The 22,077-nt window shown below is 48.3% G+C and carries 21 protein-coding genes; 9 read left to right on the top strand and 12 right to left on the bottom strand.

The genetic code is table 11. The features are described from left to right. Window positions 1-518: 518 nt before the first annotated feature. Together HMPREF9446_RS17830 and HMPREF9446_RS17825 are read left to right on the top strand one after the other, a co-directional pair. Window positions 519-842: a hypothetical protein gene (locus tag HMPREF9446_RS17830; RefSeq protein ID WP_009127150.1), complete on the top strand. Its 324-nt coding sequence runs from the start codon at window positions 519-521 to the stop codon at window positions 840-842. Window positions 843-973: 131 nt separating this feature from the next. Then, on the top strand, window positions 974-3,106 hold the full coding sequence (locus HMPREF9446_RS17825) for a VapE domain-containing protein (protein ID WP_009127149.1): 2,133 nt from the start codon (window positions 974-976) through the stop codon (window positions 3,104-3,106). A 141-nt stretch (window positions 3,107-3,247) separates the two neighbouring features. Here the strand turns inward: HMPREF9446_RS17825 and HMPREF9446_RS17820 are convergent, their stop codons facing one another. Continuing rightward, window positions 3,248-3,508, bottom strand: a complete 261-nt coding sequence (locus HMPREF9446_RS17820; protein ID WP_039969952.1) for a DUF4248 domain-containing protein — start codon at window positions 3,506-3,508, stop codon at window positions 3,248-3,250. A gap of 268 nt (window positions 3,509-3,776) precedes the next feature. Here HMPREF9446_RS17820 and HMPREF9446_RS17815 point away from each other — a divergent pair, with 268 nt between their 5' ends. Further along, a complete protein-coding gene (locus tag HMPREF9446_RS17815) occupies window positions 3,777-4,265 on the top strand; it encodes an HU family DNA-binding protein (protein WP_009127146.1) in 489 nt (162 codons plus the stop codon). Window positions 4,266-4,342: 77 nt separating this feature from the next. After that, window positions 4,343-4,438, top strand: a complete 96-nt coding sequence (locus tag HMPREF9446_RS18850) for a smalltalk protein (protein WP_157243342.1) — start codon at window positions 4,343-4,345, stop codon at window positions 4,436-4,438. Window positions 4,439-4,500: 62 nt separating this feature from the next. Here the strand turns inward: HMPREF9446_RS18850 and lipB are convergent, their stop codons facing one another. Continuing rightward, window positions 4,501-5,163 carry a lipoyl(octanoyl) transferase LipB gene (lipB, locus tag HMPREF9446_RS17810; protein ID WP_009127144.1) on the bottom strand — a complete coding sequence of 221 codons (663 nt, stop codon included), beginning with the start codon at window positions 5,161-5,163 and terminating at the stop codon, window positions 4,501-4,503. A 66-nt stretch (window positions 5,164-5,229) separates the two neighbouring features. On the opposite strand from lipB, the gene HMPREF9446_RS17805 reads away from it, so the two are divergent. Beyond that, complete coding sequence (locus tag HMPREF9446_RS17805) at window positions 5,230-6,063, top strand: helix-turn-helix domain-containing protein (RefSeq protein ID WP_039969951.1); 834 nt, start codon at window positions 5,230-5,232, stop codon at window positions 6,061-6,063. Between the two features lie 14 nt (window positions 6,064-6,077). On the opposite strand, the gene HMPREF9446_RS17800 is transcribed toward HMPREF9446_RS17805, so the two are convergent. Continuing rightward, window positions 6,078-8,000: a heavy metal translocating P-type ATPase gene (locus HMPREF9446_RS17800; protein WP_009127143.1), complete on the bottom strand. Its 1,923-nt coding sequence runs from the start codon at window positions 7,998-8,000 to the stop codon at window positions 6,078-6,080. Window positions 8,001-8,194: 194 nt separating this feature from the next. Here HMPREF9446_RS17800 and HMPREF9446_RS17795 point away from each other — a divergent pair, with 194 nt between their 5' ends. The 4 genes from HMPREF9446_RS17795 to gcvP all read left to right on the top strand — a co-directional run bounded on the left by HMPREF9446_RS17795 (window position 8,195) and on the right by gcvP (window position 13,393). After that, on the top strand, window positions 8,195-9,049 hold the full coding sequence (locus HMPREF9446_RS17795; RefSeq protein WP_009127142.1) for a DUF3298 and DUF4163 domain-containing protein: 855 nt from the start codon (window positions 8,195-8,197) through the stop codon (window positions 9,047-9,049). Between the two features lie 22 nt (window positions 9,050-9,071). After that, window positions 9,072-9,692, top strand: a complete 621-nt coding sequence (gene rsmG, locus HMPREF9446_RS17790) for a 16S rRNA (guanine(527)-N(7))-methyltransferase RsmG (protein WP_009127141.1) — start codon at window positions 9,072-9,074, stop codon at window positions 9,690-9,692. Window positions 9,693-9,725: 33 nt separating this feature from the next. Further along, complete coding sequence (locus HMPREF9446_RS17785) at window positions 9,726-10,364, top strand: MBL fold metallo-hydrolase (protein WP_009127140.1); 639 nt, start codon at window positions 9,726-9,728, stop codon at window positions 10,362-10,364. 179 nt (window positions 10,365-10,543) lie between these two features. Then, complete coding sequence (gene gcvP, locus HMPREF9446_RS17780; RefSeq protein WP_009127139.1) at window positions 10,544-13,393, top strand: aminomethyl-transferring glycine dehydrogenase; 2,850 nt, start codon at window positions 10,544-10,546, stop codon at window positions 13,391-13,393. Window positions 13,394-13,514: 121 nt separating this feature from the next. On the opposite strand, the gene HMPREF9446_RS17775 is transcribed toward gcvP, so the two are convergent. From HMPREF9446_RS17775 to serC, 9 genes are all read right to left on the bottom strand, one after another. After that, window positions 13,515-14,078 carry a nitroreductase family protein gene (locus HMPREF9446_RS17775; RefSeq protein ID WP_009127137.1) on the bottom strand — a complete coding sequence of 188 codons (564 nt, stop codon included), beginning with the start codon at window positions 14,076-14,078 and terminating at the stop codon, window positions 13,515-13,517. 13 nt (window positions 14,079-14,091) lie between these two features. Beyond that, window positions 14,092-15,216, bottom strand: coding sequence for an HpaII family restriction endonuclease (locus tag HMPREF9446_RS17770; RefSeq protein ID WP_009127136.1), 1,125 nt, complete (start codon window positions 15,214-15,216; stop codon window positions 14,092-14,094). Window positions 15,217-15,263: 47 nt separating this feature from the next. After that, window positions 15,264-15,860, bottom strand: a complete 597-nt coding sequence (locus HMPREF9446_RS17765) for an IMPACT family protein (protein ID WP_009127135.1) — start codon at window positions 15,858-15,860, stop codon at window positions 15,264-15,266. Between the two features lie 316 nt (window positions 15,861-16,176). After that, window positions 16,177-17,517, bottom strand: a complete 1,341-nt coding sequence (locus HMPREF9446_RS17760; RefSeq protein ID WP_009127133.1) for an MATE family efflux transporter — start codon at window positions 17,515-17,517, stop codon at window positions 16,177-16,179. A 61-nt stretch (window positions 17,518-17,578) separates the two neighbouring features. Further along, the gene (locus tag HMPREF9446_RS17755; protein ID WP_009127132.1) at window positions 17,579-17,758 is read right to left on the bottom strand and encodes a hypothetical protein; all 180 of its coding nucleotides are present in this window, start codon (window positions 17,756-17,758) and stop codon (window positions 17,579-17,581) included. 65 nt (window positions 17,759-17,823) lie between these two features. Beyond that, a complete protein-coding gene (locus HMPREF9446_RS17750; protein ID WP_009127131.1) occupies window positions 17,824-18,225 on the bottom strand; it encodes an FKBP-type peptidyl-prolyl cis-trans isomerase in 402 nt (133 codons plus the stop codon). A gap of 271 nt (window positions 18,226-18,496) precedes the next feature. Next, the gene (locus HMPREF9446_RS17745; RefSeq protein WP_009127130.1) at window positions 18,497-19,744 is read right to left on the bottom strand and encodes a DUF1015 domain-containing protein; all 1,248 of its coding nucleotides are present in this window, start codon (window positions 19,742-19,744) and stop codon (window positions 18,497-18,499) included. A 101-nt stretch (window positions 19,745-19,845) separates the two neighbouring features. Further along, window positions 19,846-20,766, bottom strand: a complete 921-nt coding sequence (locus HMPREF9446_RS17740) for an NAD(P)-dependent oxidoreductase (RefSeq protein WP_009127129.1) — start codon at window positions 20,764-20,766, stop codon at window positions 19,846-19,848. Between the two features lie 113 nt (window positions 20,767-20,879). Beyond that, entirely contained in the window at window positions 20,880-21,947 is a 1,068-nt protein-coding gene (serC, locus tag HMPREF9446_RS17735; protein ID WP_009127128.1) for a 3-phosphoserine/phosphohydroxythreonine transaminase, read from the bottom strand. Window positions 21,948-22,077: the final 130 nt, after the last annotated feature.

The following is a 22,077-nucleotide window of genomic DNA, read 5'->3' as shown; positions in this document are numbered from 1 at the left end:
ACGTTTTTTAGACGTTCGTTTTTTGAACACCCTTTATCCGCTATTTACATATTATGCTATTTTCCCCGAAAAAGCATACCGGATTACAAATCCAACAACTGACAGAAAAGGCTGACAGATAAGCAAGTAGCATAGGAACACAAAAGAAATATCATATTATATATCAAAATATTTTGTAATTCCATTTCTTGACATTAACTTTGCGTCCATTAAACGAACGTCTAAAAAACGTTTTTCCTCCCCCGAAAATCATATTTACACTTTATTACATACGCGCGGGCGCATATTTTCTCTTTTTTTCTAAGGGAAGTGTGTGTTATAGAGTACTTATACAAGTCCATCCCCCACTACCCCACCCATATTCCTTTTCCACACACCACGGAATAAAAAATTGAAGATTTTGAGGAGAACCAAGTGGTAGTTCCTTTTGAATTGTTAATTTTGGCTCTTTTAAAAAAGTAAATATTAATTATTTAAAAAGCAATTCGTATGAAAAGTACAAAAAAAGACAAAATGAAATGATGCTCTACAAAGAGCGTGATTTAATGTTCTTCTACAAGGAAGACAGCGAGAGAGCAGCAGAAGTGATGGAATTCCTGACACGTCCAAAGAACAAGCCAAGAGTGAGTTACGAGGACAGGAAGACGATACTCAAGGTCTTTGTACCCCAGTTGGTAAACAAGAAAAAGGGGAAAGGGATGGCAGGTGTCAGACAGACGGCAAAAGTGCTGCACCAGGCCATAGATTTCATGGATGCAGACGGAGGGAACAACCCTGTGGGAGTAGATTGTATTGCGGCAGAGCTGAATAACCTGTATCATGAGATGTACCCCGGGGAATAACCGCAAGCCATAAGCACACCGGATTCCAAATTCGTAAAAAACGGTCTTTTTCCGCCAAAAGGCCGTTTTTGTTTTTCCCGAAGATTCTCCCCTATTTTGCACAGCCAATAAGGCAGACTAAAACAACAAACATGGAAAATATTCCGGTAACCACCTACCGTGGTTTCAGTACCGTCAGCGGAGAGACAACTCTCGCCACCGACCTGGAGGACATCAAAAAAGGCAGATATGCCAAGTCGGTCATCAAAATTGCAAGCCTCGTGGCACAGGGCAGGACCGAAGAAGCCAACAACGTGAAAAAACAGCTACCGTTCAGAACGGTAACCGCAAACTACAGGGAACGCAGGTTACCGCCCGAAATCATCCGCTACAACCCTGTACTCACCCTCGACCTCGACGGACAGCCCGAAGAACGCCTGAAGGAACTTAGGGAACTCATCGACAATGACCCGGATACCCTTGCGGCCTTCCTCTCGCCCAAACAGCACGGCTACAAGTTCTTCGCATTCCCCCACTCCGAATATGCACGGAAGCTTAGGAAGAGGCTGCTGCAAGGGGAAATAAGCTATGCCGAACTCGAGGAGATACACCTGAAGCTGTACAACGCAGCCAAGGAGCATTACGAAAAGCTCCTCGGCGCGGAAATAGACGGAAGCGGGAAGGATCTCTCCAGAGGGTTCTTCGTATCCTTCGACCCCCATGCCTACCTCAACACCTCACTGCAACTGGAAATAGAACCTTTGGAAGTACACATCCTGCCACCCGTTGGCACCGGAAAGAAATCACCGAAGACAGGCGAAAAGACGGACAGGAAGGCAAAGGAAAATGAGGAAGAAAACAAAAGAAGAGAACCTTGGGAGACCATGCTTTTCGCCAAGGCAGTGGCAGCCGTGAAGCGTGTGATGAAGTTCAAAGAGGGAAGCCGCGACAACTTCCTCTTCACCCTGGGAAACAAGTGCTATGCCAAGGGGCTGGATGAGGAAACGGCCGTAGCCCTGGCACGGGAACGGTTCGGAGGAAACGGGTTCGACGCGGAGACTCCCTTACGTAACGCTTACGTCTATACCGACAGGACCACGGAAACCGCCACGCTGAAAGAGGAAAAGAAACCCGTCATCAAGCAGGTGATGGACTTCCTCGACGCCCATTACGGCATACGCAGGAACGTCATCATGGACCGGTTGGAGTACATGCCCTTCGACCCCGCAAAGACCTCGGCAAAAGGATACCTTCCCATGAGGGGAAAGGACTACAACACCCTGTTCGTGGACATGCAGATGGCGGGCATATCCTGCTTCCAGAACTTTTTGAGGGCCGTGGTGGACTCCGACTACGCCAAGGAATTCAATCCCTACAGCGACTATCTCGGCAAGCTTCCCGAATGGGACGGGAAGGACTATATAGGAGAACTGGCAGACACCGTCGTCACCGAAGACCGGGAGCTGTGGCGCGAAGGGTTCCTCAGGTGGCTGGTAGGCCTCGTGGACTGTGCCCTGGATGATGACAAAATGAACCAGCTCGTCATCATACTCTACGGCGGGCAAGGAAAGGGAAAAAGCAGCTGGATACGCCGCCTGTTGCCGCCCGAGTGGAAGGAATATTTCTTTAACGGTGTCATAGACCCCTCCAACAAGGACGAGGCGAGGCTCCTCGCCACAAGACTTGTCATCAACATGGAGGAATTTGAGGGGGTCAAGCCGGGAGAACTCTCGGCACTCAAGAGAATCATAGCCCAGGACAACGTCACGCAGAGGAAGGTATATGACGTGGAGGCCTTCAACCTCCCCCGGCATTGTTCCTTCATAGGCAGTACCAACAACAGGCACTGCCTGCAGGACATAGGGGGAAACAGACGCTTCCTCACTGTCACCGTCAGGGAGATAGACTACCATAAGGAGGTGAACCACGCCGGAATCTATGCCCAGGCGATGGCACTGCTGAAAAGCGGCTTCCGTTACTGGTATGAGGGAGAGGAGATAGACCGCCTGAACAGGCACAACGAACTGCACCGCATGAAGGACCCCGTGGAGGAAAACCTGTTCGTCTTCTTCCGCAAGCCCCTGCCGGGGGATATCAGCGTGAAATGGTTGCCGGCCGGCGCCATATTGACAAAGCTCAGCATATACGGAAAGATACAGGTAAACCAGTGTGCACAGGCCATACTGGTACAGGTTCTGGAAAAATACGGATTCAAGACAAGAATCAACGGACAACATACCACCGAATATGAGGTGGCGAGCCTTTTGAATGAAGAACATTCTTAAAAATGAAGAATGAAAGATAAGAAAACGGGAACCCCCGTAGCATATATTGTCATGCAGGATAACATATATTGTTACGGGGGTTACATATATTGGCGTTTTCTTTACAAATTCATTCCATCTCGCCCGGAATGCCAAATCTCATTATGGCTCTCCCAAGTACTTTACCAACAAGGACACTTCACGAGGAGTGAAGCTACGGCGGTAGCGGTTATAGCCCACGGCAGCCAGCTCGGCCTTCAGAGGCTTGTTCAACCGGATCCAGGCCGCAAGGGTACTGATGGCGTTGGACACACAGTAAGTAGGGTTGTAAAGCATGGCAAGCTCTTCCTTCGTGTAGGTGCGGACATGGAAGGGACGGAGGTCTTCTTCTTCCGGTTCTCTCTTTTCTTTTTCTGTTTTCATGATTGTTATATGATTAATTATTCCATAAAGATAGTGATTATCAGCGCAATATCCTAATATTCATTCAGTAAAAACAGGTGGTTTTCAAACAGAAAGACATGTTTTTTTTAAGATGGAAGAACAAAATCAAGTAAAGCGGCATATACACCGGAAACCTCGGTAACCCGTGTTGCAGAGCAACAGGAAGCCTTACCTTTGCCATGTACTTCAAAAAGAGGTACAGAGAGATGTAATTCTTTAATTATTCATTTTTAAATTCTTTACGACTATGGGAGTACCATTCAAAAAGATTGCGAGGAAAGATCCCCGAAAGGCGGATGCGGTAACCAAGTTTTATCCGCAACTGGTGACGTTGGGCGGCAACGCCTCGCTGGACGACATCGCGTATGTGATGAAGGAAAAGAGCTCGCTGACGCTCGGGGACATACAGAGCGTGCTGACGAATTTTGTGGAAGCAATGGTGGCGACACTCTACAACGGGCAATCCGTAAACATCAAGAACTTCGGAGTATTCAGCCTGTCGGCACGCACGGCCGGAGTGACGGAACTGAAAGAGTGCACCGCCAAAAACATCAAGGCGGTAAAAATCAACTTCCGCCCCTCGAGTACGGTAAGGCCCGACATCACGGCAACCCGTGTGGGGCAAAAAATTGACTTCTACGACCTGGAGGCGCTGGTAAACAGGGGCGAAGAAGACGAAGGAGGAAGCGGAGAGTCGGGAAACGACGGGGACGAGAACGAGAATCCGCTAGGATAAAGCCTTATCCCTACCCCCTTTCCGAAAAGGGAAACAACACAAAGACATCATTATTATTTTAAATTTAGAAAATCAAGATGAAAAAAACGGCATGGGACAAAATCCTGAAAATTGTGATCGCTCTGGCTTCAGCCATACTGGGGGCATTAGGAGCTGATGCGATGAATGTGTAAACAAACAGGGGGGGGGAATCGCAACCGATTCTCCCCCTTAATTTATAAAGAACTACCAGGAATCAACGCTGGAGCAATGCCGACAGTTCCTTACACAGCCTCTCCTTCACCTCTTCCATAGAGACCTCACGTCCCAACTCCTTCTGCAGGGAAGTGACACCCTTGTCTATAAATCCGCAAGGATGGATATAGCTGAAATAGCGCAAGTCCGTATTCACATTCAACGCCAACCCGTGCATCGTGACATAATGGCTGCTACGCACACCGATCGCACAAATCTTGCGGGCACGGGCGGTATCTCCTTCCAGCCACACTCCGGTTGCCTTCTCCAAACGCCCGGCTGTGACGCCGTACGAAGCGCATACCCGGATGACCGCCTCTTCCAGCAGATGCACATACTCTTTCAGCCCCAGAGAAAATTCCTCCAGGTTAAGGATGGGGTAACAAACCAACTGTCCCGGCCCGTGATAGGTAATATCCCCTCCCCGGTCAATGTGGTACAGGGTCGCTCCAATCCTGTCAAGCTGTTCGTCACTCAGCAGCATATTTCCCTCTTTCCCGCTGCGTCCCAAAGTATATACATGAGGGTGTTCGCAAAGCACAATGTGATTCACATATTCCTCTCCCGCCTGTTTGGCATGCACCAATGCGTCAAACCACTCCGTCTGCCGCTTCCATGAATCGGCGTATGGTATTATTTTCCAATCTGATATTTGCAGTTTCATGAGAGCAAATATAACACTTTTCAGAAAAAAAACGTACCTTTGTACAAATCTAAAACGACAAAGCGTATGGAATTTCCACAAGTTGACCTACCTGTAGATATGATTGCATGGACGGAAGTGACAGAAGACATCCTTAATATATACAAGCAGTCGTGCCGCTTGAAAGCCTGTATCTTCGCACTTTGCATAGAAGGTTCCATCACTGTGTCAATCAATCTGATGGACACGGAAATCAAGCAAGGAGACTTTATCACCCTGCTTCCGGGTACCATCATCCAGTTCTACGAACAAAAGGAAAAGGTATGCCTGGGATTTGTAGGATTCTCCTCACACTGCCTGAACGGCGTAAACCTCATCCAGTCCACACTAAGTTCTTTCTCCACCATTCTGGAGTACCCCGTGATGACCATCAATCCCATTGTGGCCTCCTACTTCAAGGATTATTTCGCTTTGTGGGCACGTGTCACTACCGGTCCCTTCCCTCCGGACACAAGGATGGCGCAAAACACGCTCAAGATGGTTCTTTATGGCGTGGATAAACTGTACAGTATCCGTCCCCAACAACCGAAAAATACCAAAAGCCGGAAAGAGGAGATATGCCGTGAACTGGTTCAGCTCGTCATCGAGAACTATACCAACGAACGCCGCGCACAATTTTATGCCGACAAGCTGGGCATCTCCCTGCAACACCTCAGCACCACCGTGAAACAGGTGACCGGAAAAAACGTACTGGACATCATAGCCCATGTAGTGATGGTGGACGTCAAAGCCAAATTGAAATCCACAAACATGACCATCCAGGAAATTGCCTACTCCCTGAATTTCCCCAGCGCCTCCTTTTTTGGCAAGTATTTCAAAAGGCACATGGGCATGAGTCCGCTGGAGTATAGAAACAGCTAAGAAGCGGTCGGCAATCAACGACCGGAAGGCAGCCGGAGACTGTTGAGCAGGACGGACACACAAGAAAGCGCCATAGCCGTAACTGCCAGCAAAGGACTCATCAAAATGCCGTAAACGGGATAAAGGAGACCGGCAGCAACCGGAATGGCCACCAGGTTGTAGATGAATGCCCAGAAGAGATTCTTGTTCATCAAGGTGACAGTCAGATGCGATATACGGAACGCCTTGGGCAACAGAAGCAAATCGGAAGTCATGAGCGTGACCATTGCTACATCCATAGCCGTATCGGTACCCTGTGCCATTGCAATGCTGACATCGGCACAAGCCAGTGCCCGGGAATCATTGACACCGTCCCCCACCATCGCTACCGTCCTTCCCTGAAGTTGCAGTTCACGGATAAAGTCTTCCTTGTCTTCGGGCATAGTGTCGGCCATAAACCTAAGGATGCCCAGACTGGTTGCTACGGCAGATGCCGTACGTTCGCCGTCACCGGTCAGCATACAGATGTCGATATCCTGCCCGCGCAGTTCCTTGATGGCTTCGGCGGAAGTCGCCTTTATCCGGTCTTTGATGGCAATGATGGCAAGAAGTTCGTTTTCACGCCCGAAGTAAACGATACTGTTACCCTCCGATTCGTATTGTACCAGCATTTCGACGAGAATATCCGAAAGGTTGGCCTGGAAATCCTTCAGCAATTTATGGCTGCCTACCCAATATACCGCACCTTGGTAAACCACTTTGACTCCCTTGCCGATTATATTCTCAGAGCCGTCCAAACGGGCGGGAGTCACTTCCTCCTCCTCTTCCAATGCAATGATTATGGCATTTGCCAAAGGGTGGTCGGAAGTCAATTCCGCAGCCAGCAAGACATCCTTGTAATGCTCCTCCTGCCCTTGCGCCCATAGCCAGCCGGTGACAGACGGATGCCCTTCGGTCAGCGTACCGGTTTTGTCAAATACAACAACATCCACCTTGCTCATCTGCTCCAGTCCCAAAGCGTCTTTCACCAATACATGGTTGTCCGCCGCTTTACTGATACCTGCCATCAAAGCGATAGGGGTGGCAAGTCCCAATGCACACGGACAGGCGATGATCAATATGGAAAGTGCCGCGAACAATGCATGCGGCATGACACCCGTACCACCCCAAAATATCCACACAAAGAAAGTAAGGACGGACAGGAACAGGACAACAGGCACAAATATCCCTGCAACACGGTCGTCCATACGCTCTCCCTCCGGCATGAAACGGGCTACTTCCGGCTGCAGGCCTCTAAGCCGGTGAATAGCGACGGAAGCATGTCCTTTGGCACGTTCTTCCATCAACTTTCCCGTAAGGACAAAAGCTATGACCACTACGGTAACCTCATAATAGGTACCGGGATTCAATCCCCCGGCATACCGCAAATCCGGGAAGAAGGTAATAAATGCGCTAAAGAAGAAAGCAACGGAAGTGCTGAGAGCCACCAGAGTATCCAGTTTGGCACGTCCGATACAGATTTGCCGCCATGCATTGACATAAAAGGATGTTCCGAAGAAAGCCATGACAATGGCAGCCAATATCATCTGCATGATGTCAGCATAGGGTATATAGGCAGAAAAGACGGAAAGCAGCAGCAAAGGGACAGTAAGTGCCCAGGCTCCGGCCACCCGCTTTCTAAGGCGCCGGTAATGTCCGGATTCCTCTATTGCAGGGGTTTCTTTCAGATAATCCTCTTCCTCAAGGGCAAGGTCGTATCCTATTGCCAGCAAGGCCGCACGGATTTCACCCGGAGACAGCCTCGCGGCATCATAGGATACGGACATGAGATCCTTGTCATAACTGACCGAAACATCCGTTACTCCCGCCAGTTTCCTGACAGCTCTCTCTATAGTAGCAGCACACCCCGTACAGTGCATATTCAGCACAGGATATGCCCTTTTTATAATATTGCTCATTCCATTTGTTTTTAGATAGTTGTTCTTCTGCTTTAAATAAGCAACAACCGGAACGAGCTGTTTGTTCGGATAGAAAGTTTTAACCGTTCGCCGGAATTAATTTTTCTTTTTTTATGCGTGGAGTTCGTTAATAAGTTCTATATTTGTCGTTAAAGTTTTTTGAACGAAATGTTGATTTATAAACGAAATTCAATATGAAAAAGCAAACTGTCAGCCTACTTGTCCTTCTGCTTGCGGCAAGCGGCTTTTTCTTTTCTTGTGGTAACACCATGAACAAGAACACCGGTGCGCTGGAGTTCGACAGCATACAGGTAAACGAAACCGCACACCTTTTCGGGGATACGGCAAAACCAGCCTGCAACCTGGTCATCAACTTTGCGTATGCCACCCGTTCATCCGACGTCAAGCTGAAAGACAGTCTGAATACCTTCTTCCTTTCCGCCTGTTTCGGAGACAAGTACATGACGATGACTCCCGAAGAGGCGATAAAGAAATATACGGAAAAGTACGTCAATGACTATCGTAAGGATCTGGAGCCCATGTACCGGAAAGATGAGCAGGACAAGGAGGACGGTGCCAGCATGGAAGCCTGGTATTCTTATTATAAAGGGATTGAGAGCAACATTCAGCTATACATAAAGAATCTGTTGGTTTACCGTATTGACTACAACGAATATACCGGTGGCGCACATGGCATTTACATGTCCTCTTTCCTCAATATGGACTTGCGTACGTTGAGCCCTGTCCGTTTGGACGACCTGTTCGCAAGCGACTACAAAGATGCCCTCACCGACCTGCTTTGGAACCAGCTGATGGCCGACAACAAAGTGGCCACACGCCAGGAACTTGAAGACCTGGGCTATGCCACCACCGGCGAACTGGAACCTACCGAGAATTTCTATCTCGACCCGGAAGGCATCACATTCTACTATAATGTATATGACATTGCTCCTTATGTGATGGGACCGGTAAAAATCACCTTGCCGTATGAAGCCATGCAACATCTGCTGAGTGATGACAACGGAATACTTGACTCTATTAAAAACTAAAAAGCAAAATCAGAAGTAGCTCATGGAACTTATCCTAAAGTACTTTCCGGACTTGACGGAGGAACAGGAAAGGCAGTTCGCCGCCCTATATGACCTCTATTCGGACTGGAACTCTAAAATTAATGTAATCTCGCGCAAGGATATCGGAAATTTATACGAACACCACGTACTTCATTCTCTTGGAATAGCCAAAGTCGTAAACTTCCGGCCGGGAACCAAAATCATGGACCTCGGCACAGGCGGCGGTTTTCCGGGAATCCCGCTTGCCATTCTTTTCCCGGAAGTCAGATTTCATCTGATGGACAGCATCGGCAAGAAAATACGTGTGGCCGCCGAAATAGCCGACAGCATAGGGCTGAAAAACGTCACTTTCCGCCATGCGCGGGCTGAAGAAGAAAAACAAACGTTCGACTTCGTCGTAAGCCGTGCCGTCATGCCACTGGCCGATTTATTGAAAATCATCCGCAAGAACATCTCTTCCAAACAGCAGAATGCCCTGCCTAACGGATTAATTTGCCTGAAAGGAGGGGAACTGGAGCATGAGGCAATGCCCTTCAAGAACAAAACCATCATGTGGGACCTGAAGGATTTCTTTGAGGAAGAGTTCTTCCAGACCAAGAAAGTGGTTTATGTGGCAAATTGAAAGAATAGCCACCCAAAAATCTAAATACATATCATGAAGATAAAGAGATTTGAATTTAATATGTTCCCGGAGAATTGTTACGTACTTTGGGACGAAACCTATGAAGCTGTCGTTATAGACCCCGGTTGCTTCTATGAAGAAGAAAAACAGGCGCTGAAAAACTTTATCATCAGCAATGGACTGAACGTAAAGCATCTGCTGAACACACACCTGCACCTGGACCATATCTTCGGCAATCCTTTTATGCTGAAAGAATTCGGGCTGAAAGCGGAAGCCAACCAGGCAGATGAATTCTGGATTGACGAAGCGCCGAAGCAGAGCCGAATGTTCGGTTTCCAGTTGCAGGAAACGCCTGTACCTTTGGGTAACTACCTGCACGATGGTGATATCATTACTTTCGGCAATACGTCGCTGGAAGCAATCCACGTGCCGGGACACTCGCCGGGCAGCTTGGTTTATTATTGCGCTGCAGACCGCTGTATGTTCTCCGGTGATGTGCTGTTCCAAGGTAGTATAGGCCGTGCCGACCTTTCCGGAGGCAACTTTGATGAACTGATAGAACATATTTGCAGCCGGTTGTTTACATTGCCCAATGAAACGATTGTCTACCCGGGACATGGCGCACCGACTACCATAGGCATTGAAAAGGCGGAAAATCCGTTCTTCAGGTAAAGCCTTACCCCCGGCTCCTCTCCGAAAGAGAGGAGAGGAAGAAAGGATAGAAGGGGGAAAGATTTACGTGAGAAAGGATTAGAACAAGAAAAAGAGAAAGAATATATAACAACACCAATCCCCTCCTCCCCTCTCTTTCGGAGAGGGGTCGGGGGTGAGGCTTTAAATTTATACCTACCATGAAAAATGACCTTTTAGTCAACCGCCACGTTGGCATCAGCGAAAAAGATGAAGTGCAGATGCTCCGTAAAATCGGAGTGGAGAGCCTGGATGAACTGATAGATAAAACCATTCCTGCCAATATCCGGCTGAAAGAACCGCTTGCCTTGCCCGAAGCGATGACGGAATATGAGTTCGGGCAACACATTGCCGAACTGGCAGCCAAGAACAAACTTTACACTACCTACATCGGTACGGGCTGGTACAATACCATCACTCCTGCCGTAATCCAACGGAACGTATTCGAGAATCCCGTATGGTACACTTCTTACACTCCCTACCAGACTGAAGTCTCACAAGGACGTCTGGAAGCCCTGCTGAATTTCCAGACCGCCATATGCGACCTTACCGGAATGCCTCTCGCCAACTGTTCCCTGCTGGATGAAGCCACTGCCGCCGCCGAGGCTGTAACGATGATGTACGCTTTACGCCCGCGTGACATGCAGAAATCGGGTGCCAATGTAGTGTTTATAGACGAAAATATCTTCCCGCAGACCTTGGCTGTCATGACTACCCGTGCCCTTCCGCAGGGCATTGAACTACGCACGGGCAACTATGCCGAAATGGAGTTTACACCGGATATATTTGCCTGTGTGCTGCAATATCCCAATGCCAACGGCAATGTGGAAGACTACAGTGCCTTTGTGGAAAAAGCTCATGCAGCCCACTGTAAAGTAGCCGTTGCAGCGGATATACTGAGCCTTGCCTTGCTCACTCCTCCGGGAGAATGGGGAGCGGACATCGTATTCGGAAGTTCACAACGCCTGGGTACGCCCATGTTCTATGGCGGTCCGTCAGCAGCCTACTTCGCCACACGTGACGAGTACAAACGCAACATGCCCGGACGCATCATCGGATGGTCGAAGGACAAATACGGGAAACTTTGTTACCGCATGGCTTTGCAAACCCGCGAGCAGCACATCAAACGTGAAAAGGCAACATCCAATATCTGTACCGCACAAGCATTGCTGGCCACTATGGCGGGATTCTATGCCGTATATCACGGACCGGACGGTATCCGCACCATCGCCGGACGCATTCACAGCATTGCTGCATATCTAGAGAAAAGCATCCATAAATTGGGATACAAGCAGGTCAACACCCAGTACTTCGATACACTCCGCTTTGCACTGCCAGACACCATCTCGGCACAGCAGGTACGTACCATTGCATTGAGCAAAGAGGTAAACCTGCGCTACTTCAAGAACGGTGATGTAGGAATGAGTATTGACGAAACCACCGACGTAGCCGCAGCCAATGTATTGCTTTCCATCTTTGCCATCGCTGCCGGAAAAGACTATTCCAAGATCAACGACATTCCGGACAGTTGCAACATACGGGAATCACTGAAACGCCAAAGTCCTTATCTGACTCATGAGGTATTCAACAAATATCATACGGAAACGGAAATGATGCGCTACATCAAGCGCCTGGACCGCAAAGACATCTCACTGGCTCATTCCATGATTTCCCTCGGCTCCTGCACCATGAAACTGAATGCCGCCGCAGAAATGCTGCCACTCAGCCGTCCCGAATTTACCAATATACATCCACTTGTTCCGGAAGAGCAGGCGGAAGGATATCGTGAACTGATCCGCAACCTCAGCGAAGAACTGGCAATCATCACCGGTTTTGCCGGTGTCAGCCTGCAACCCAACTCCGGTGCAGCCGGCGAATATGCAGGACTCCGCGTAATCCGCGCCTATCAGGAAAGTATCGGGCAGGGACATCGCAACAAGGTTCTGATTCCCGCCTCCGCACACGGAACCAACCCGGCTTCGGCTGTCCAGGCAGGGTTTACAACCGTAATCTGCGCTTGCGATGAACATGGAAATGTAGATATGAACGACCTCCGTGCCAAGGCTGAAGCAAACAAAGAAGACCTTGCCGCCCTGATGATTACCTACCCCTCCACCCACGGTATATTTGAAACCGAAATCGTGGAAATCTGCAACATCATCCATGCATGCGGCGCCCAGGTATATATGGACGGTGCCAACATGAATGCACAAGTAGGTCTGACAAATCCCGGTTTTATCGGTGCGGACGTTTGCCACTTGAACCTGCACAAGACATTCGCTTCTCCTCATGGCGGCGGCGGACCGGGCGTAGGCCCCATCTGCGTGGCAGAGCACCTGGTTCCATTCCTGCCGGGACACGGGTTATTCGGATATGCAACCAATCAGGTAGCCGGTGCTCCTTTCGGAAGTGCAGGAATCCTGCCCATCACCTACGGTTATATCCGCATGATGGGAGCAGAAGGTCTGACACGAGCCACCAAAACAGCCATATTGAATGCCAACTATCTGGCTTCCTGTTTCAATGAGACATATGGTATCGTTTACCGCGGCGCCAATGGCTTCGTAGGTCATGAAATGATTCTGGAATGCCGTAAGGTACACGAAGATACCGGCATCAGCGAAAACGACATCGCCAAACGCCTGATGGATTATGGTTATCATGCTCCTACCCTCTCCTTCCCGGTACACGGCACGCTGATGATTGAACCTACGGAAAGCGAAAGCCTTTCCGAGCTGGATAACTTCATCACCGTAATGCTGACTATCTGGCAGGAAATCCAGGAAATAAAGGAAGGAAAAGCCGACAAGGAAGACAATGTGCTGGTGAATGCCCCGCATCCGGAATATGAAGTGGTGGCCAACGAATGGAAGCACAGTTATACTCGAGAGAAAGCTGCCTATCCGATAGAAAGCGTACGTGAAAACAAGTTCTGGGTGAACGTGGCACGTGTTGACAATACATTGGGAGACCGCAAGTTGCTGCCAACGTGCTATGGATGCTTCGATTGATGAAAAGAAAGCGTAACAGACTATTTTATAAAACCATCAATTCTATCTCCCATGGCATCAGCATTGCCATGGGAGTAATTGTAGGTACACTATTATTTATAAATGGTGCGGGAATCTCTTCTTAACGGATGATGGTTACCGTACCTTCCTTCACCTTCTTCTCCTTTACCGGGGCATCGGCAGGGGCATATCCCAAGGCTGCACAGCCATATACCTTATGATTTTCGGGTACGCCCAGCTTGGTCAAAAAGGCACGGACATCGGGATCGTCACACGTTTGTCCCAATTGGTTTATCCAGCAGGAACCTATGCCGAGGGACTTGGCTGAAAGGAAAATATTCTCCAAAGCACAGGCACAATCCATGCCGGCCCACCATCGGGCAGGCTCGTTGGAGACAATGACCAGCGTAGGGGCATGGTAATAGCAGCAATAAGTCCGGCTATGTCCACGTTCCCGTGTATGAGGGTCGTCACTCTTGGCAAAGGCACCTTTGATTCTATCGTTCAGTTCTTCCAGCACTTCCTTATTCTGAATAGCGGTGAAATGCCATGTCTCCAAATGCATACCATTGGGAGCGTATGTAGCCGCTTCAAGAATAAGGTTCAGATCTTCTGCGGAAACCTGCTGTTCCGTATAGGCACGGACACTGCGGCGTGCCTTGATAGTTTGTAATGTCTCGTTCATTTGTTTAATTATTTCATCGTTTCACCAATCCAATCTTCACATTCAGCTTGAAGTACCAGACCCCATTCTCGCGTTCCAGGAAACCATATTTATCCTTGTCTATAGCACCTTTCTCCAAACGTGTGTTCTGATAAAGGAAGTCTGCGAAGACCTGGGGACGGGATTTGTGATAACAAAGCACCTGGCCGTCACCGTTCGTCAGAAACATGCCTTCGACAGCCGAATCGGTACCGTTGTAAATCTTTGCCGGACGCATGCCCAAGGCAAGCACCAGCAGAAACTGCTTCATCTTGAACTCGTAGAAACCATGTTTGTTTATCAATTCATCCTTTATCTTCAGGGGATTCATCTCCTTGATACGCTCCGTCAACTCACTGATGCGGGTAATACCGTCCAAATGCATAAGACGCACCATCTCCACCAACATACGCGGGAAATGGAGGTCTATCATCAGCAAATTACAACGGAACACGCGGTCGGCAACGTCGGCATACTTCAACACACCGCCCAGGCGTTCAATCATCATCATGCGTTCGGCCACTTCCGTAGGAGATTCCGGCAAAGCGTTCACCTTGTTCACCGTGGGTACGGCAAACTTCACACCACTCTGCTCCAGCTTCAGATTAGCCGTACGCCCTCCGTCCAGCAACGGATTCATCGGGGCAAGACGGCAACGGACATTGAAACCGGTCAGCGGCGCTTCGGGATGCCAGAAGGCAACCGAAAAGTCGGTACGGTCCTCTGTCCTGGATTCCAAATCGTAGATATTGACAGCATCCAGAAAGGCTTCCAGCCCTTCGGACACTTCCACCTCTTCACCCGAAACCGTCTTCAACAAATGCAGAATCATCTCTGACGCATCCCCGAAATCCTCACGGGGAAAACAGTGTTCCTCCTTGCTTCCAGGTATAAAAGTGCCGTCCTTGCCGATTGCGCCACTGACAATGCGTACGTCTTCCTCTTCTATATAATAACGGCGTGTACCGTCATGCTCTTCCCTCTGTATCAAAGCAACGGGCCAACTCTGTTTTCCGTCTTTTTCAGCTTTCGGTGTACCAAGTGATACAGCTCCATCTGCCAACAGGCGAAAAAAGGTGTAGAGTTCGCCTAACTCTCTTTTTGTTGCACTAAATGCCATAATTTTCTTCTTTCCTATTTAAAGGGTCTCTTATCCTATTTGTTTCATTATTCAAACCTCAATGTCTCTATTTTCTCGAGCCGTGCCCGCAACTTCGGCATCATGGACTGGCGGATGCGGAGCGTCATGCGGCAATCCATATCGTACGACTGTTCCAGAATCTCCGGTTCCTCCTCCTTCACTACCCGCATCACATCATTCATGAAAGGATATTCAAAAAGGAAGGTAACCGTCTCATCCACGGTCTTCTCGATAACAGTGGCAGCGGCAATGGCTTCGGCGGCGGCGGCCTTATAGGCTACAATCAACCCGCTTGTCCCCAACTTGATACCTCCGAAATAGCGCACAACGACAACCAGGATATCCGTCAGTTCATTGGAGTTGATTTGCCCCAGAATCGGTTTGCCTGCCGTGCCCGAGGGCTCTCCGTTGTCGTTGGCACGGAAATCTTTCCTCTCATGCCCCAGCATATAGGCATAGCACACGTGGCGGGCATCGTAGTATTTCTTCTGGTAAGTTTCCAGATGCGCCTTCACCTCCTCTACTGTACGCACCGGCAGAGCGATAGCAATGAACTTGCTGCGCTTTTCAGTGTAAATGCCCTCGGAAGGGGCAACGATGGTTTTATACGTATCTTCACTCATGTTGCAAAGATAATGCAAACTGAAGACAGAACTTTCATGCTTGCATGAAAAAGTTCTGCTGAAACGCAGCTTATCTTATCTAAAGATGATAAAAAATCCGCATTATACCGCTCAATCTGCATCTAAAATTATATTTTCGCAGACTGTAAAGAGAGTGTACAGGTTACGGCTCCGCTCCCTATAACAGACATTACCCCCTCTCCCGTCTCCCTGGAACAAGCAATGAACCCCAAATTTGCTCAAGAAAATATCCGGAGGACAGCAGAGCAAATCTGCCGGATTTTCTTTTTTAGGAGGTAAAGGGAGGGAGTGCCCTTTAACTCCCTCTGGCTCCTAAAACATGCCGATAGTACCAGATACCGACTACATCGGCAATCAACCAGCCGACAGGAATGGACCACCAGATACCCGTCACCCCAACCTCGGGCATCGAGGCAAGCCAGTAGGAAAGGACGACACGGGTGCCCAGCGACAGCACGGTCAGCACAACAGACATGCCCGGCATACGGATGGCCCGGTAGTATCCGTACAGCAGGAACAAGATGCCGATGCCACAGTAGAAAGCACCTTCGATACGCAGGTACGCCACTCCCACCGCAATAATCTCCGCTTCGTCCGGACGGACAAAGACAAGCATCAACGGTTCGGCAAAGACGAAAACCAATACGGACACAAGAAGCGAGAAGACAACAGCCGTGACAAATGCGCTGCGGACACCCTGGCGGATGCGGTCGTAACGTGCGGCTCCAAAGTTCTGTGCGATAAAGGTAGAAAAGGCGTTCCCGAATTCCTGCACAGGCATATAGGCGAAAGAGTCAATCTTCACTGCTGCCGCAAAAGCAGCCATTACCGCTGTTCCAAAACTGTTGACAAGCCCTTGTATCATCAGGATTCCCAGATTCATCACCGATTGTTGAATGCAAGTCAGTGTAGAGAAGGAAGCGATTTCCTTCAAGCAAGTACGGTCAAAACACATGTCGTCGCGACGCCACCGCAATTCGGGACGGTGTCTATAAGCGTAGATAACGATGCCCAGCGCCGCCGCTCCCTGGGCTATGACCGTGGCAACGGCCGCACCCTCAATGCCCCAATCCAGTTGCAGGATGAAAAACAAGTCGAGCGCTATATTCAGAACGACAGAAACCGCCAGGAACCAAAGCGGAGTGACGGAATCCCCCACCGCACGCAACAGGGCTGCATAGAAGTTATAGATGAATGTGAAAACTATACCGCAGAAGATTATCCACAAGTAGTTGCGCATCATGCTGTATATGTCTCGCGGAACCTGCAACAGCCGAAGGATAGGGTCGAGCCAGAGGAAAACGGCTACATTCAGTATCAGTGTCACGATACCTATCAGTACAAACGAACTGAATATGCTGCGACGCAGGGCCACTTGGTTTCCGGCGCCATAATGTAAAGAGAAGACCGTGCCGCTACCCATCGCCAGTCCCAACAAAACAGATATCAGGAAAACCATCAGCGTGTATGCCGAGCCGACCGCCGCCAACGCCCCCGCGCCAATACATTGTCCCACGATGAGCGTATCTGCAATGTTGTAGCATTGCTGCAAAAAAGACCCTACCATCATGGGTAGGGTAAAACGTAATAAAGTACCGGTTATTCCTCCTTGGGTGAGGTCTCCTTTCCGTAGCATCCTGCCTTTGCGTTTTTAAGATTTCCGTATGTGACCGCAAAGATACAAAAAAAGCAGAGAATCAACCTCTGCTTTTCATGCTGTTCGTATCAGGATTCAGCATCAGAACAGCCTGACTGACATCCTTTTTTTCTGCATTGTTATAAAGACCAATCTGTTGTCCGGGAAGCGCTCCCTTATCATTGTTTACCGAGAACAATGCAATGGGGGCTCCAGGCCCCTCTTTCTTATCTATATTCATACCTATTGATTTTTTTCTAAATTCTTATAGGAGAACAAGACAAGAAAGTAAATTGTTCAACTGTGTCACGAAATACTTAATAATTCCACATCAAATATCAGTGTGGAATACGCCGGAATAGGTCCACTGCTACGTGTGCCATACCCCATGGTATATGGAATATAAATTATCCAACGACTTCCGGGACGCATCCTCTGCAAGGCAATCTGCCAGCCTTCAATCACTTCATTCAGGCGAAAAGCCTCCGGACAATTCCGTTTCCACGAATTATCAAATTCACGTCCATTGATAAGCGTGCCTTTATAATGCACAGATACTATACTGTTGAGACGCGGTACCGGGCCGTCCCTGCCTTCCTCCAATACCCGATAGAATATGCCGCAAGGCAATTCATTGATTCCTTCTTCCGTACGCAGCCGTTCCAGAAACTGTTCGTTCTGCAATTTGTATTCTTCTTTTCTACCCATGTTGACTTTTCAATGTTCTACAATAATTTATGTACTGCTTTCTTGCACTTCCGTACATCCCTTTCCGTCAGCTTCAGCATCTTCAATATATTACCATGACGGCAAGGACTGCCGTTAAGAATCAATGCCTTCATATCTTTAATTTTTCAGCAAAGGCCGGCATTTTCTACATAATACCCTTCTTCTTACTCAGCTTTAGTTCTGCAATGAGCGAAAAACGAGGATGCCTTTCATGCAAAGACATCCCCGTTTCATTTTATATCCAATTCATTTAGTCCAGTTTATGAATCACCAACCCTGAACGCAACTTCGGCTCAAACCAAGTTGTCTTGGGAGGCATGATATTGCCCGTATCGGCTATGTCCATCAGCTGCTTCATGGAAACGGGATAGAGCGCCAATGCCACTTGCATCTCACCGCTATCCACCCGCTTCTTCAACTCTCCCAAGCCACGGATACCGCCTACAAAGTCGATACGCTTGTCTGAACGGAGGTCTTTGATGCCGAGCACTTCATCCAGTATCAGATTAGAAGAGATGGTTACATCCAACACACCAATGGGGTCGTTATCATTGTAAGTACCCGGTTTGGCAGTAAGGCTGTACCACTTTCCGCCCAGATAGAGGGAGAAGTTATGCAATCCGGACGGCTTATAAATGTCCGTACCTTTCTCCTCCACGATGAAATTCTTGCCCACAGCGGCCAGAAACTCTTCGGGAGTCATACCGTTCAAGTCCTTCACCACCCGGTTATAGTCAATAATAGTCAACTGGTTGGCAGGAAAGCACACCGCCATGAAGTAGTTATACTCTTCATCCCCACGGTGATTGGGGTTTTGCTTGGCTTTCTCCGCACCCACCAAGGCGGCAGCGGCACTGCGATGATGTCCATCGGCAATGTAGAGGGCGGGCATCTTGGCAAACTCTCGGGTAATGGCATCAATGTCTTCCTGCTTGTCTATAACCCAGAAAGTATGACCGAAACCATCACCCGGAGCGATAAAGTCATATACCGGTTTCCCGACTGTATAACGGGAGATAATAGCATCCAGTGCTGTGTTGTCGGGATAAGCAAAGAATACGGGCTCGATGTTGGCGTTGTTCACGCGGACATGCTTCATGCGGTCTTCTTCCTTATCACGACGAGTCAACTCATGCTTCTTGATGACACCGTTCATGTAATCGGGAACGTATGCACCGACAACAAGGCCGTATTGTGTCTTGCCATTCATGGTTTGGGCATAGACGTAATAGTTTTCTTTATCATCCTGCACCAACCAGCCTTTCTCCTGGAACATACGGAAGTTTTCCGCAGCTTTCTGATAAACACGTTCGTCATGTTCATCGGTACCAACGGGAAAATCAATTTCCGGTTTGATGATATGATACAAGGATTTCTCATTGCCTTCCGCTTCTATGCGGGCTTCCTCCGAATTAAGTACATCATACGGACGGGAAGCTACTTGTTCTACTAAGTCTTGGGGAGGACGGACTCCTTTGAAAGGTTTAATGATTGCCATGGTAATTAGATGTTTTAATGGAATACTTAGGCGCAGATTACACAGAACTGTACGGAATAAAAACTCCGTGAAATCCGTGTAATCCGCGCCTACTAAAAATATTACTTGTTTACGCGGAACTTTTCGCAACCGTCTTTCAAGAAGCCTACAATCTGCTTGGCTGCTGCAATACCTGCATTGATATTGGCCTCGGCAGTCTGGGCACCCATCTTTTTCGGTGTAGAGAAATAGCGTCCGGCAAACTTTGCAGCAAACGTTTCATGGGCTGCAGGCATAATGTCAGTCATGTATTTCAAGTCGGCACGCTCTTCCATCAGCTGGATAAGTTCAGCTTCATTGATAACTTCCTTGCGGGCAGTGTTCACCAACAGGCCACCCTTCGGCAGTCTATTTACCAAAGCATGATTTATGGAATTTTTCGTTTCGGCGGTCGCAGGGATATGCAGGGAAACAACATTACAGATAGAATAAAGTTCTTCCGCAGAACCTACGGCCTTCACCCCATCCTTCTCGATGACCTCTTTCGGACAGAAAGCATCGAATGCATAAATCTCCATGCCGAAGCCTTTGGCAATACGGGCTACATTACGCCCTACGTTACCGTAAGCATGAATACCCAGTTTCTTACCCATCAGTTCCGTACCGGAAGTCCCGTTATACATATTACGGACAGCCATCACCATAAGGCCAAAAGCCAACTCAGCTACAGCATTGGAGTTCTGTCCCGGGGTATTCATTACACACACATTGTGGGCGGTAGCAGCTTCCAAATCTACATTATCGTAACCGGCACCTGCACGTACCACTATTTTCAAGTCTTTGGCTGCATCCAACACTTCGGCATCAATGATGTCGCTACGAATAATAATGGCATTGGCATCTTTCACAGCCTCCAGCAATTTCGCTTTCTCGCCATATTTTTCCAACAGTACGAGTTCATAACCCGCAGCTTCAATCTCCTTACGAATACCGTCCACTGCAACTTTAGCAAACGGTTTGTCTGTTGCGACCAATACTTTCATGATTCAAATGGTATTATATTAAAAGACTCACCACAGACTAAACAGAACACACAGATGTTTATCTAACATAATCTGTGAAATCCCTCTGCGCAGTCTGTGGTGGATAAATATTATTAATGAAGTTTCTCAAATTCCTGCATGCAGTCAATCAAAGCCTGCACACTTTCTTTCGGCATAGCGTTATAGCAAGATGCACGGAAACCACCGACTGAACGGTGTCCCTTGATGCCTACCATACCCTTTTCGGTAGCAAACTTCAAGAAGTCCGCTTCAAGATCCTTATATTCGGGAGCCATTACGAAACAGATGTTCATGCGTGAACGATCTTCCTTGGCAGCAGTACCCGTAAACAGTTTGTTACGGTCTATCTCTGCATACAGCATATCCGCCTTTTCAATGGCACGGCGTTCCATTTCCTTCACGCCACCTTCTGCCTTAATCCAGCGCAAAGTCTGCAAAGCCGCATAGATGGGAACAACCGGAGGAGTATTGAACATAGAACCTCCATCGATATGTGTCTGATAATTCAACATAGTGGGGATATAACGTGATACCTTACCCACCGCATCGTTCTTCACGATAACGAAAGTCACGCCTGAAGGAGCCAGATTCTTCTGTGCACCGCCATAAATGCAGATATATTTGGAAACATCGATAGGACGGGAGAAAATATCGGAAGACATATCGGCAATCATCGGAACATTGACATCCAAATCATTCTTCAATTCCGTACCATAAATAGTGTTGTTAGTAGTAATATGGAAATAATCCACATCAGCCGGAACCGTATAATCCTTCGGAATATAAGTATAGTTGGCTTCAGCAGAGGAGGCTACTTCTACAACCTCACCGAAACCCTTAGCTTCTTTCATCGCTTTCTTGGCCCATACACCAGTGTTCAGATAAGCAGCTTTCTTTTCAAGGAAGTTGAAAGGCACCATGCAGAATTCCAGACTAGCACCACCACCCAAGAACAACACCGAATAACCTTCGGGAATATTAAGTAATTCTTTGAACAACGCTACCGCTTCGTCAACCACAGGTTGGAAGTTCTTAGCACGGTGACTGATTTCCATTAAGGAAAGACCGGAATCTTCAAAATCAAGAATGGCTTTTGCTGTATTCTCAATTACCTCACGCGGAAGAATGGAAGGTCCTGCATTGAAATTATGCTTTTTCATTTGGAGTGTGTTTTGGTTATACAAATTCGTTCATTTACGTCTTTCGACATGGCGAAATTACGGAATTATTTCCGTAAAACAAATCTTTCCCTATGAAAATCCTTTTTTTATCCGTATTTACCTTACTTTT

The sequence above is a fragment of the Bacteroides fluxus YIT 12057 genome, from assembly GCF_000195635.1.
In the GTDB taxonomy this organism is placed as follows: Bacteria; Bacteroidota; Bacteroidia; order Bacteroidales; family Bacteroidaceae; genus Bacteroides; species Bacteroides fluxus.
Note: the sequence above shows the minus strand (reverse complement) of the source record. Positions and strands in the feature narration are given on the sequence as shown.